This is a genomic window from Polynucleobacter hallstattensis (assembly GCF_018881835.1).
Taxonomy (GTDB): domain Bacteria; phylum Pseudomonadota; class Gammaproteobacteria; order Burkholderiales; family Burkholderiaceae; genus Polynucleobacter; species Polynucleobacter hallstattensis.
In genome coordinates, this window is record NZ_JACVPO010000001.1 from 796107 (window position 1) to 808970 (window position 12864).

Below are 12864 nucleotides of genomic sequence, written 5' to 3' on the forward strand. Positions count from 1 at the left end.
ATCAGTTGCGCTCCATGTCAATGTCAATACCCAACGAGCGGATTTCTTTTACCAGCACGTTGAAGGATTCGGGCATGCCAGCATCAATTGTGTGCTCGCCCTTGACGATGTTTTCGTAAACCTTGGTACGGCCTGCGACGTCATCGGACTTCACTGTCAGCATTTCCTGCAAGACATATGAAGCACCGTATGCTTCGAGGGCCCAAACTTCCATCTCACCAAAGCGCTGACCACCAAACTGGGCTTTACCGCCCAGTGGCTGTTGCGTTACTAACGAGTAAGGTCCAGTTGAACGTGCATGCATCTTGTCATCGACCAAATGGTGGAGTTTCAAGACGTGCATTACACCAACAGTTACAGGACGCTCAAACTGATCGCCAGTACGGCCGTCGCACAAAATCATTTGCTGACGCGAAGGCGTCATCTTCAAAGAAGTAGCCACTTCTTCTGGATAAGCCAACTCGAGCATACGTCCGATCTCTGCTTCAGTTGCACCGTCAAACACTGGAGTAGCGAATGGCAAGCCTTGGCGTAAATTCTCAGCCAAAACATTGATCTGCTCATCCGTGAAGTTATCGATATCTTCGATACGACCGGTTTCGTTGTAAAGCTGCTTCATGAACTTACGGAGTTCAGCTTGTTTAGCCTGTTGACGAACCATCTCATCAATACGCTTACCAATACCTTGAGCCGCCCAACCTAAGTGGGTTTCCAAGATCTGACCTACGTTCATACGGGAAGGAACTCCCAATGGGTTCAAGACGATGTCAACAGGGCGTCCGTCGGCCATAAATGGCATGTCTTCTGCTGGAGCGATTTTAGAAACCACACCCTTATTACCGTGACGACCAGCCATCTTGTCGCCAGGCTGTAAGCGACGCTTCACTGCCAAGTACACCTTCACCATCTTCGTTACGCCAGGCTGCAAATCATCGCCCTGAGTAAGCTTGGTGCGCTTCTCTTCGAAGGCCTCATCAAACTGCTTACGCTTCGCTTCGATAGAAGATTTGATTGCTTCAACTTGTGAGGCAACTTCATCATCAGCTGGACGAACATCAAACCAATGGTATTTGTCTAAGTCAGCAAGGTATTCCTTGTCGATCTTAGTACCTTTAGCTAATTTCTTAGGGCCGCCGTTAGCAACTTTGCCAATCAAGAGCTTTTCTAAACGCATGAAGGCGTCACCTTCAACGATACGCAACTGGTCGTTTAAGTCCAGACGGTAGCGTTGTAACTCTTCTTGAATAATTGCCTGTGCACGTGCATCACGCTCAATACCTTCACGGGTGAAGACTTGAACATCAATAACCGTACCGATCATCCCAGATGGAACGCGCAAAGAAGTATCTTTAACGTCAGATGCTTTTTCACCGAAGATCGCACGCAGTAACTTCTCTTCCGGAGTGAGAGTAGTCTCGCCCTTTGGAGTGACCTTACCAACCAATACGTCGCCGGCTTCAACTTCAGCACCGATGTAAACAATACCGCTCTCGTCCAAACGGGAGAGTTGTGACTCAGCCAAGTTGGAGATATCACGTGTAATTTCTTCTGAACCCAACTTGGTATCACGAGCAACAACCGACAACTCTTCAATATGAATAGAGGTGTAACGGTCATCAGCAACAACCTTCTCAGAGATCAAGATTGAATCTTCGAAGTTGTAACCGTTCCATGGCATAAATGCCACAGTCATGTTTTGACCCAAGGCCAACTCACCTAAGTCGGTAGATGCACCGTCAGCAACTACGTCGCCACGGGCTACACGATCACCAGCCTGAACGATAGGACGTTGGTTGATGTTGGTGTTTTGGTTTGAACGGGTGTACTTGATGAGGTTATAAATATCCACACCAACTTCACCAGCCGCTGTCTCATCATCGTTAACACGAATCACGACACGGTTTGCGTCAACATAGTCAACAATACCGCCGCGGGAAGCCAAAATAACAGTACCTGAGTCAACCGCAACAATGCGCTCTAAACCGGTACCAACCAATGGCTTATCTGGACGCAAGCAAGGAACTGCTTGACGTTGCATATTCGCACCCATCAACGCACGGTTCGCATCATCGTGCTCCAAGAATGGAACCAATGAAGCAGCAGCAGAAACGATCTGGCTCGGAGCAACGTCAATGAAATCGATGCGCTCTGGGCTAACCATCATGGTCTCACCAGCTTGACGCGCTGAAACCAATTCATCGGCTAACTTGCCACTCTTGTCGATCGTTGCATTTGCCTGAGCAATGACGTACTTCGCTTCTTCAATCGCAGAGAGGTAAACAACTTCATCGCTTACCTTGCTATTAGCAACTTTACGGTATGGCGTTTCCAAGAAACCATGCTCATTCAAACGCGCAAACAACGCGAGTGAGTTGATCAGACCAATGTTTGGTCCTTCTGGAGTTTCAATTGGGCAAACACGTCCGTAGTGAGTTGGATGCACATCGCGCACTTCGAAACCTGCACGCTCGCGTGTCAAACCACCAGGTCCCAATGCAGAAATACGACGCTTGTGCGTGATCTCTGACAATGGGTTTGTTTGGTCCATAAACTGGGATAACTGTGAAGAACCAAAGAACTCACGAATCGCTGAAGAGATTGGCTTGCTGTTAATCAAGTCATGCGGCATGAGGTTTTCTGTTTCGGCTTGGCCGAGACGTTCTTTAACCGCACGCTCAACACGTGACAAACCTGCACGGAATTGATTCTCTGCCAACTCACCAACGCAACGTACACGACGATTACCTAAGTGGTCGATGTCATCGACCTCGCCTTTGCCGTTACGCAAGTCAACCAAAGACTTGATGGTGTCGAGGATATCTTCATCCGACAAAACCATTTTGCCTTCCATCTCAGAGCGGCCAAGACGGCTGTTAACTTTCATACGGCCAACGCGTGATAAATCGTAGCTATCTTCGTTGTAGAACAAGCGCTGGAACAAAGCTTCAACAGCATCTTCTGTTGGAGGCTCGCCAGGTCGCATCATGCGATAGATGGCAATACGAGCAGCCATTTGATCTGCAGTTTCGTCAGTACGCAATGTCTGTGAAATGTAGGCACCAGAATCCAAATCATTGGTGTAGATGGTTTCCATTTGCTTAATACCTGCATCGCGCAATGTGGCCAACAACTCTTCAGTAATTTCATCATTAGCGTAAGCCAAGATTTCACCAGAGTCTGGATCAATGATGTTGCGTGCAACTACACGGCCAACTAAGTAATCATCCGGAACAACGATGTTTTTTGTCTTGGCAGCTTCGAGTTCACGAATATGTTTTGCATTAATACGCTTGTCTTTTTGAATGACGACTAAGCCATTTTTGTCAAGCACATCAAAGTTAGCCATTTGACCACGCAAACGCTCTGGAACAAATTCCATTGAGGCGCCATTTGCGCTCAATGCAAAATGATCAAAGTTAAAGAAGTTTGCAAGAATCTGTTCGTTGTTTAAACCAATTGCTTTGAGCAAAATGGTGACAGGCATCTTACGACGACGGTCAACGCGGAAATACAGAATATCTTTTGGATCAAACTCGAAATCGAGCCATGAACCACGGTAAGGAATGATGCGTGCTGAGAACAGCAACTTACCTGAGCTGTGTGTCTTACCCTTATCGTGTTCGAAGAACACGCCTGGGGAACGATGTAACTGAGAAACGATAACGCGCTCAGTGCCGTTGATAACAAAAGAGCCGTTATCTGTCATGAGTGGAATTTCACCCATGTAAACTTCGCTCTCTTTTACCTCTTTAACCTTAGTAGGTGCTTCGCGATCATAAATAATCAAGCGAACTTTTGCACGTAAGGCGGAGTGGTATGTGTAACCACGCTGTTGACATTCTTTAACGTCAAACGGCGGCTGTGACAACTGGTATGACACGTATTCCATACGTGCGTAGCCATTGTTAGACACAATTGGGAATGCTGATGTAAAGGCAGCTTGAAGTCCCTCTGTAAGACGAGACATTGCTGGCTTTTCAGCCTGTAAAAATTTAGCGTAGGATTCCAGCTGCGTTGCGATCAGGTATGGAACCTGATGATTATTTACTCGCTTAGCAAAGCTTTTACGGACTCGCTTGCGTTCGGTGAAGCTGTAGTTCATTTCATCTCCGAATTCAGCGACTGTACAAAGATTTGGCGATTGGCCACTACCAATCACTGGCGGACAACACTAAATCGAAAGATCCAGTGTCCGACCAAACTTGCATTCTGCAGTCGTATCAGAAGGCAAACCCGATTTCAATCAGAAATGAAATCGGGTTTGACCACTAATGGTCAAACCCAACAGGGCTAGCACCCCTTTTTGAGGGGCACTAACTGAGTTTGTATTACTTGAGTTCTGCTTTAGCGCCAGCTTCTTCAAGCTTCTTCTTAGCTTCTTCAGCTGTCTTCTTATCAACAGCTTCTTTGATTGGCTTTGGTGCACCATCAACTAAGTCTTTAGCTTCTTTCAAGCCAAGGCCAGTGATTTCGCGAACAGCCTTAATTACTGAAACTTTGTTTGCGCCAGCTTCGAGCAAGTTAACAGTAAATTCTGTTTGCTCTTCAGCAGCAGCGCCACCAGCAGCGCCAGCAGGACCAGCAACAGCCATCGCTGCAGCTGAAACGCCAAACTTCTCTTCGAACGCCTTAACCAAGTCGTTCAAATCCATTACGGACATGCTACCTACTGCATCAATGATTTCTTCTTTGGTAATCGCCATTTTTAGCTCCTAATACTTAATAGTTAATCTGCGCTTATTCAGCGGCAGGGGTTTGCGGTGTTTCTGTTCCAGCTTCTGGGGCTGCGGCTGCAGGCTCAGCAGCTGCCTCTGGAGCGGCGGCTTCAGCAACTACTTCTGCTGGGGCTGCTGCTTCAACTGCAGGTGCTGCAACTGGAGCAGGTGCTCCGGCTGATTTTTGCGCTGCTACTGCGCCCAATACGCGAGCCATTGCAGAAACTGGGGCCAACATCACGCCCAACAACTGAGATAACAACTCGTCGCGGCTTGGAATAGACGCGAGGGATTTAACGCCCGCTACGTCCAACAACTTGCCGTTATATAAGCCAGCAGTAATGACTAGCTTGTCTTGAGTCTTAGCAAAGTTCTGCAATACTTTTGCTGAAGCAATCGGATCAGCAGAAATGCCGTAGATCAAGGGGCCAACCATCGAATCAGCAAGAGGCTCAAACTGTGTGCCTTGTGCAGCACGGCGTGCCAATGTGTTCTTCAAAACGCGAAGATATACACCTTGGTCACGTGCGCTAGCACGTAGCTTTGTCAACTGCTCTACTGGAATACCACGGTATTCAGCGAGCACGACCGTTTGAGCTCCAGCCAATTGAGCGCCGACATCAGCAACAATCGCTTTTTTGTCTTGTACATTCAAAGGCACGGTTTAACTCCTAAAAAACCAACTGTTACCAGTTGGGGTTACACACCAGCGTCTGATCATTTGTCACAAGAAAATCTTGTGAAATCTTTTCAGGGTCGCCATCTGCGCTGGCTATTACTTTCGTAACGATTAAGAATTACTTCTGAGTAAGCAAATAATTCACCAACGGTCTTTGATGTTCGACTCTCACTCAAAGAGCAGGAGTCGACCCAAAGTTCTTTTTGCTACAAACGGATTACTGCGCCGCTTGTATCGATGCTTGGTCTACACGTACGCCAGCACCCATCGTGCTGCTTACGGCAACCTTCTTTAAATAAATACCCTTAGATGCAGGTGGCTTAGCTTTGTTCAAAGCCTCAAGCAATGCGAGCAAGTTAGATTTCAATGCAGCTGGCTCAAATGAACGACGGCCAATACTTGCGTGCACGATACCGGCTTTGTCCACACGGAATTGCACTTGACCTGCTTTTGCATTCTTCACTGCAGTAGCAACGTCAGGAGTAACAGTTCCTACTTTTGGATTCGGCATCAAACCACGTGGGCCCAATACTTGACCCAAAGTACCAACGATCTTCATTGTGTCTGGAGAGGCGATCAAAATATCGAAATCGATTTTGCCGCCTTTAATTTGGTCAGCCAGCTCTTCCATGCCAACGATCTCGGCACCAGCTGCCTTAGCTTGTTCAGCTTTTTCGCCTTGTGCAAATACCGCCACACGAACATGCTTACCTGTACCAGCTGGGAGCACAACAGCGCCACGCACAACTTGGTCAGATTTCTTCGCATCAATACCCAACTGAACTGCAACATCGATAGACTCATCGAACTTAGCAGTTGCACACTCTTTAACAAGGTTCAGCGCATCTTCCAATGCATAAAACTTATTGCGATCTACTTTAGATTCGATCGCTTTTAAACGCTTAGATAACTTAGTCATGATTAGAGGCCTTCCACTGTGATGCCCATTGAACGGGCGCTACCAGCGATTGTTCTTACAGCAGCATCCATATCAGCAGCTGTCAAATCTGGCATTTTTGCTTTAGCAATTTCTTCTGCTTGAGCACGTGTAATTTTTCCTACCTTATCGGTATGTGGGCGTGGTGATCCTTTTTCGATCTTCGCAGCCTTTTTAATCATGATGGTCGCTGGAGGCGTCTTCATGATGAATGTGAAGCTCTTGTCAGCAAACGCTGTAATCACGACTGGAATTGGCAGGCCAGGTTCCATGCTCTGAGTTTGAGCATTAAACGCCTTACAAAACTCCATAATATTGAGGCCGCGTTGACCCAATGCTGGACCTACGGGAGGTGATGGATTTGCTTTACCTGCAGGGATCTGCAGCTTGATAAAGCCAATGATCTTCTTTGCCATTGATTGCTCCTAAAAGCGCGCCTAACCTCATTAGGTAAGACCGCTGTTGAGTAAACGCTTCACTAGTTTTTGGCTTTCTAGATCCGCTCCTCGGTTATTACTAACCACTTAATGCAACTACTTTTTGATACAAACACCCTTAAATTGGGTATTTTTTACATCTTTTCTACCTGGCCGAACTCCAGCTCAACTGGGGTACCGCGGCCAAAAATTGTAACAGAAACGCGCAATCTTGACTTCTCATAGTTCACTTCTTCAATATTGCCGTTGAAGTCAACAAATGGACCTTCTTTAACTCGCACGATCTCGCCGACCTCAAATAAGGTCTTAGGCTTAGGCTTATCTACCCCAGCCTGCATTTGATCCATGATTTTGGATACTTCTGCCGTTGAAATCGGGCTTGGGCGATTACGAACACCGCCAACGAAACCAGTTACTTTTGGCGTGTTTTTCACCAAATGCCAGCTTTCGTCCGTCATTTCCATCTCAATCAAGACATATCCTGGAAAGAAACGGCGCTCAGATACAGATTTTGCACCTGACTTGATTTCTACAACCTCTTCGGATGGAACCAAGATACGGCCAAATTTTTCTGGCATACCAGAACGAGCAATACGCTCTTCTAAGCCTCTTTTAACGCTTTTTTCCATGCCTGAATAAGCATGAATAACATACCAGCGCATATTGCCAGTAGCTTGTGGGTTTGAGACTAACTCAGCATCAATCATTTTTTACTCACTTCCAGCCCAAAAAGACTGAAAAAACTAGCCATTCAATTAATTTGTCTGCAAGCCATAAAAACAAGGACATGATCACGACAAAGCCAAATACGACTAGAGTCATTTGAGTCGTCTCTTTGCGAGTCGGCCAAACAACCTTTTTTACCTCATACCAAGAATCTTTAGCGTAGGCGATAAAACGACGCCCATCTGCTGACATCGCCACAATCAAAACTGCAGCTGCTATGCCGCCAAACAAAACAGCTAAACGGATCAATAAAGATTGATCCGCCAACGTGTAGTAAAGAACTAACGCTGCAACGACGATTAAAGCAGCGAGTCCGGAGACCCAGCTGCTCTTTTCTTCAGAGTGACTTGCTGTTTGTTGAGACATATAACTTTCAGTTTAAATCGTGGCAGGGGCGGAGGGCATCGAACCCCCAACCTTTGGTTTTGGAGACCAACGCTCTGCCAATTGAGCTACACCCCTTTATTAAATCTATTAAGCCAAAATCTTAGCAACCACACCGGCGCCAACAGTACGGCCACCTTCACGGATCGCAAAACGCAAACCTTCTTCCATCGCGATAGGCGCAATGAGTTTGACGGTAATGGTTACGTTATCACCAGGCATGACCATTTCTTTGTCTTTTGGCAACTCGATTGAACCCGTTACGTCCGTAGTACGGAAGTAAAACTGTGGACGATAGTTGTTAAAGAATGGCGTATGACGGCCACCTTCATCTTTACCCAAGATATAAACCTCGGCTGTAAAGTGAGTATGTGGGGTGATTGAACCTGGCTTAGCCAATACTTGGCCGCGCTCAACTTCTTCACGTTTTGTACCGCGTAACAAGATACCCACGTTATCGCCTGCTTGACCTTGGTCGAGCAATTTGCGGAACATTTCAACACCAGTACAAGTTGTCTTGAGGGTTGGCTTGATACCAATGATTTCAATCTCTTCGCCAACCTTCACGATACCGCGCTCGATACGGCCTGTAACAACCGTACCGCGACCGGAGATAGAGAACACGTCCTCTACTGGCATCAAGAACGCACCATCAATCGCACGCTCTGGTGTTGGGATGTAGGTATCAAGTGCATCAGCTAATTTCATGATGGCTTCTTTACCCAATGGGCCTTCGTCGCCTTCAAGTGCTAACTTAGCAGAACCTTGAACGATTGGTGTGTCATCACCTGGGAAGTCGTACTTAGATAAAAGCTCACGAACTTCCATTTCAACTAACTCTAACAATTCAGCGTCATCTACCATGTCGCACTTGTTCAAAAATACGATGATGTAGGGAACACCTACTTGGCGTGCCAAGAGGATGTGCTCACGAGTTTGAGGCATTGGGCCATCAGCTGCAGAGCAAACCAAAATAGCGCCGTCCATCTGAGCAGCGCCAGTAATCATGTTCTTTACGTAGTCAGCATGTCCTGGGCAATCCACGTGTGCATAGTGACGATTTGCAGTCTCATACTCCACGTGTGCAGTATTAATCGTAATACCACGTGCTTTTTCTTCTGGAGCAGCATCGATCTGATCATATGCTTTTGCTTCGCCACCAAATTGCTTAGAAAGCACAGTTGCAATTGCTGCTGTCAATGTGGTTTTACCGTGGTCAACGTGACCAATGGTGCCAACGTTTACGTGCGGTTTTGTCCGCTCAAACTTTTCTTTTGCCATTTTTTGTCTGCCTTTAGTTAACTCTTAAACCAACACACGAAATTAAATTTAATTACTACACAAGCCATGGTGCCCATGGGCAGGATCGAACTGCCGACCTCTCCCTTACCAAGGGAGTGCTCTACCACTGAGCCACATGGGCAAATACAAATACTATTAAAACTGGAGCGGGATAAGAGAATCGAACTCTTGACCGAAGATTGGAAATCTGCTGTTTTACCATTAAACTAATCCCGCACATCTCTGGTGGAGGGGGTAGGATTCGAACCTACGTAGGCATAGCCAACAGATTTACAGTCTGCCTCCTTTAGCCGCTCGGACACCCCTCCGCGAACCCAATATTCTGACTCCTAATGGAGTTATTGTCAATCTCTTAAACCTCAAAACGCTTTGCACAAGTAAAAACGCCCAGACCTAAGAGGGTCTGGGCGTCGCATTGGTGCCCGGCAGTTACCTACTTTCACACGGGTAATCCGCACTATCATCGGCGTAAAGTCGTTTCACTGTCCTGTTCGGGATGGGAAGGAGTGGTTCCAACTTGCTATGGTCACCGGGCGTAGAGGGTCGAGTTGCTGATAATTCATCAACAACTCTATTTGAGTAAGCATGTAATTAAGGATGCAGATTAAATCTGGCAAACATCCAACACAATAGTGCTGGTTATAGGATCAAGCCTAACGGGCAATTAGTATCAGTTAGCTTAACGCATTACTGCGCTTCCACACCTGACCTATCAACGTTGTGGTCTTCAACGACCCTTTATGTAGGTTAAACCTACGGGAGATCTCATCTTCAGGCAAGTTTCCCGCTTAGATGCTTTCAGCGGTTATCTCTTCCGTACATAGCTACCCTGCGATGCTTCTGGCGAAACAACAGGTACACCAGCGGTACGTCCACTCCGGTCCTCTCGTACTAGGAGCAGCCCCCGTCAAATCTCCAACGCCCATGGCAGATAGGGACCAAACTGTCTCACGACGTTTTAAACCCAGCTCACGTACCTCTTTAAATGGCGAACAGCCATACCCTTGGGACCGGCTACAGCCCCAGGATGAGATGAGCCGACATCGAGGTGCCAAACACCGCCGTCGATATGAACTCTTGGGCGGTATCAGCCTGTTATCCCCAGAGTACCTTTTATCCGTTGAGCGATGGCCCTTCCATACAGAACCACCGGATCACTATGACCTGCTTTCGCACCTGCTCGACTTGTCGGTCTCGCAGTTAAGCACGCTTTTGCCATTGCACTTTAGGTACGATGTCCGACCGTACCAAGCGTACCTTCGTACTCCTCCGTTACACTTTGGGAGGAGACCGCCCCAGTCAAACTGCCTACCATGCACTGTTCCCGACCCAGATAATGGGCCAAGGTTAGAACCTCAAACAAACCAGGGTGGTATTTCAAGGTTGGCTCCAGCGGAACTAGCATCCCGCTTTCAACGCCTCCCACCTATCCTACACAGACCGGTTCAAAGTCCAATGCAAAGCTACAGTAAAGGTTCATGGGGTCTTTCCGTCTAGCCACGGGTAGATTGCATCATCACAAACATTTCAACTTCGCTGAGTCTCAGGAGGAGACAGTGTGGCCATCGTTACGCCATTCGTGCAGGTCGGAACTTACCCGACAAGGAATTTCGCTACCTTAGGACCGTTATAGTTACGGCCGCCGTTTACTGGGACTTCAATCAAGAGCTTGCACCCCATCATTTAATCTTCCAGCACCGGGCAGGCGTCACACCCTATACGTCCACTTTCGTGTTTGCAGAGTGCTGTGTTTTTATTAAACAGTCGCAGCCACCTTTTTATTGCAACCCTTTCGTCCTCCCCTTGTACAGGGTCAAACTACCAGGGCGCACCTTATCCCGAAGTTACGGTGCAAATTTGCCGAGTTCCTTCTCCTGAGTTCTCTCAAGCGCCTTAGAATACTCATCTCGCCCACCTGTGTCGGTTTGCGGTACGGTCTTGTTAGACTGAAGCTTAGAGGCTTTTCTTGGAACCACTTCCAATTGCTTCGCGAATAAATTCGCTCGTCTCACGCCCTTGAATTACGCTACCGGATTTACCTAATAGCCATCTCCAACGCAAGAACCGGGACTTCCAACACCCGGACAACTTTCCGCGATCCGTCCCCCCATCGCATCTAACAATGGTCAAGGAATATTAACCTTGTTCCCATCAGCTACGCATCTCTGCCTCGCCTTAGGGGCCGACTCACCCTGTTCCGATGAACGTTGAACAGGAAACCTTGGGCTTACGGCGAGGGGGCTTTTCACCCCCTTTATCGCTACTCATGTCAGCATTCGCACTTCTGATACCTCCAGCATCATTTACAAGACACCTTCACAGGCTTACAGAACGCTCTCCTACCATCACATTGCTGTGATCCGCAGCTTCGGTTATATGCTTAGCCCCGTTACATCTTCCGCGCAGGACGACTCGATCAGTGAGCTATTACGCTTTCTTTAAAGGATGGCTGCTTCTAAGCCAACCTCCTGACTGTTTTAGCCTTCCCACTTCGTTTCCCACTTAGCATATATTAGGGACCTTAGCTGGCGGTCTGGGTTGTTTCCCTCTTGACACCGGACGTTAGCACCCGATGTCTGTCTCCCGTGATTGCACTTGTAGGTATTCGGAGTTTGCTATGGCGCAGTAATCCGCAATGGACCCCACTACCATGACAGTGCTCTACCCCCTACAGTGATACACGAGGCACTACCTAAATAGTTTTCGGAGAGAACCAGCTATTTCCAGTTTTGTTTAGCCTTTCACCCCTATCCACAGCTCATCCCCTAACTTTTCAACGTTAGTGGGTTCGGTCCTCCAGTACGTGTTACCGCACCTTCAACCTGGCCATGGATAGATCAACTGGTTTCGGGTCTACACCCAGCAACTAGCGCCCTATTCGGACTCGCTTTCGCTACGCCTTCCCTATTCGGTTAAGCTTGCTACTGAATGTAAGTCGCTGACCCATTATACAAAAGGTACGCAGTCACCCCTTACGAGGCTCCTACTGTTTGTATGCACACAATTTCAGGATCTATTTCACTCCCCTCCCGGGGTTCTTTTCGCCTTTCCCTCACGGTACTTGTTCACTATCGGTCGATTACGAGTATTTAGCCTTGGAGGATGGTCCCCCCATATTCAGACAGGATTTCACGTGTCCCGCCCTACTTGTCTCTAGCCTAGTACCACCCAATAATTTTCACATACGGGACTATCACCCTTTATTGTCGGACTTTCCATTCCGTTCTGCTAATTACTGAGATATCACTAGAAGGCTGTTCCCATTTCGCTCGCCACTACTCTGGGAATCTCGGTTGATGTCTTTTCCTCTTGCTACTTAGATGTTTCAGTTCACAAGGTTCGCTTCTCATACCCTATGTATTCAGGTATGGATACCACAAAAGTGGTGGGTTTCCCCATTCAGAAATCCCCGGATCAAAGCTTATTTACCAGCTCCCCGGGGCTTATCGCAGGTTATAACGTCTTTCGTCGCCTGTAATCGCCAAGGCATCCATCATGTGCACTTATTCACTTGATCCTATAACGAGCACCATTGCTAGTGCCTGTTACAGGTTTATTTCTACTTCTGACATGTTTGCCGTAATCCAAACTGTAAGTACTTGTTAAAGAACTTGGTAAAACTCGTTTGTATTACTGATTGATGATTCAATCTTTACCCTTATTACATTGTCAAATGTCCTCTCA

General features: G+C 47.3%; 7 protein-coding genes, 4 tRNA genes, 2 rRNA genes and 1 pseudogene. All 14 read right to left on the reverse strand.

What is annotated here, in order from left to right:
• Position 1 precedes the first annotated feature (1 nt).
• The 14 genes and pseudogenes from rpoB to ICN26_RS04260 all read right to left on the reverse strand — a co-directional run bounded on the left by rpoB (position 2) and on the right by ICN26_RS04260 (position 12697).
• A complete protein-coding gene (gene rpoB, locus ICN26_RS04195; protein WP_216267124.1) occupies positions 2-4102 on the reverse strand; it encodes a DNA-directed RNA polymerase subunit beta in 4101 nt (1366 codons plus the stop codon).
• A gap of 226 nt (positions 4103-4328) precedes the next feature.
• Entirely contained in the window at positions 4329-4703 is a 375-nt protein-coding gene (gene rplL / locus ICN26_RS04200) for a 50S ribosomal protein L7/L12 (protein ID WP_011901893.1), read from the reverse strand.
• Between the two features lie 157 nt (positions 4704-4860).
• Positions 4861-5376 (reverse strand): annotated as a pseudogene (gene rplJ, locus ICN26_RS04205) (50S ribosomal protein L10); the annotation flags it as partial.
• 235 nt (positions 5377-5611) lie between these two features.
• Complete coding sequence (gene rplA / locus ICN26_RS04210; RefSeq protein WP_173959377.1) at positions 5612-6313, reverse strand: 50S ribosomal protein L1; 702 nt, start codon at positions 6311-6313, stop codon at positions 5612-5614.
• Positions 6314-6315: 2 nt separating this feature from the next.
• Positions 6316-6747: a 50S ribosomal protein L11 gene (gene rplK, locus ICN26_RS04215; RefSeq protein WP_011901890.1), complete on the reverse strand. Its 432-nt coding sequence runs from the start codon at positions 6745-6747 to the stop codon at positions 6316-6318.
• A gap of 155 nt (positions 6748-6902) precedes the next feature.
• On the reverse strand, positions 6903-7475 hold the full coding sequence (gene nusG / locus ICN26_RS04220) for a transcription termination/antitermination protein NusG (protein WP_215308682.1): 573 nt from the start codon (positions 7473-7475) through the stop codon (positions 6903-6905).
• A gap of 7 nt (positions 7476-7482) precedes the next feature.
• Positions 7483-7860 (reverse strand): preprotein translocase subunit SecE, encoded by a 378-nt coding sequence (gene secE / locus ICN26_RS04225; protein WP_216168554.1) that lies wholly within the window; start codon positions 7858-7860, stop codon positions 7483-7485.
• Between the two features lie 20 nt (positions 7861-7880).
• Positions 7881-7956, reverse strand: a tRNA-Trp gene (locus tag ICN26_RS04230).
• A 12-nt stretch (positions 7957-7968) separates the two neighbouring features.
• Complete coding sequence (tuf, locus tag ICN26_RS04235; RefSeq protein WP_216267118.1) at positions 7969-9159, reverse strand: elongation factor Tu; 1191 nt, start codon at positions 9157-9159, stop codon at positions 7969-7971.
• A gap of 67 nt (positions 9160-9226) precedes the next feature.
• Positions 9227-9301, reverse strand: a tRNA-Thr gene (locus tag ICN26_RS04240).
• Positions 9302-9322: 21 nt separating this feature from the next.
• Positions 9323-9396: transfer RNA gene (locus tag ICN26_RS04245), tRNA-Gly, on the reverse strand.
• A gap of 7 nt (positions 9397-9403) precedes the next feature.
• Positions 9404-9488, reverse strand: a tRNA-Tyr gene (locus ICN26_RS04250).
• Positions 9489-9600: 112 nt separating this feature from the next.
• Positions 9601-9714 (reverse strand): 5S ribosomal RNA (rrf, locus tag ICN26_RS04255).
• Between the two features lie 109 nt (positions 9715-9823).
• Positions 9824-12697: ribosomal RNA gene (locus tag ICN26_RS04260) — 23S ribosomal RNA — on the reverse strand.
• Between the last annotated feature and the right edge of the window lie 167 nt (positions 12698-12864).

Bases quoted from the DNA above. Each gene is read 5' to 3' on its own strand.
- tuf (WP_216267118.1), bottom strand. From the start codon at position 9,159: ATGGCAAAAGAAAAGTTTGAGCGGACAAAACCGCACGTAAACGTTGGC.
- nusG (WP_215308682.1), bottom strand. From the start codon at position 7,475: ATGATTGATGCTGAGTTAGTCTCAAACCCACAAGCTACTGGCAATATG.
- secE (WP_216168554.1), bottom strand. From the start codon at position 7,860: ATGTCTCAACAAACAGCAAGTCACTCTGAAGAAAAGAGCAGCTGGGTC.
- rplL (WP_011901893.1), bottom strand. From the start codon at position 4,703: ATGGCGATTACCAAAGAAGAAATCATTGATGCAGTAGGTAGCATGTCC.
- rpoB (WP_216267124.1), bottom strand. From the start codon at position 4,102: ATGAACTACAGCTTCACCGAACGCAAGCGAGTCCGTAAAAGCTTTGCT.
- rplA (WP_173959377.1), bottom strand. From the start codon at position 6,313: ATGACTAAGTTATCTAAGCGTTTAAAAGCGATCGAATCTAAAGTAGAT.
- rplK (WP_011901890.1), bottom strand. From the start codon at position 6,747: ATGGCAAAGAAGATCATTGGCTTTATCAAGCTGCAGATCCCTGCAGGT.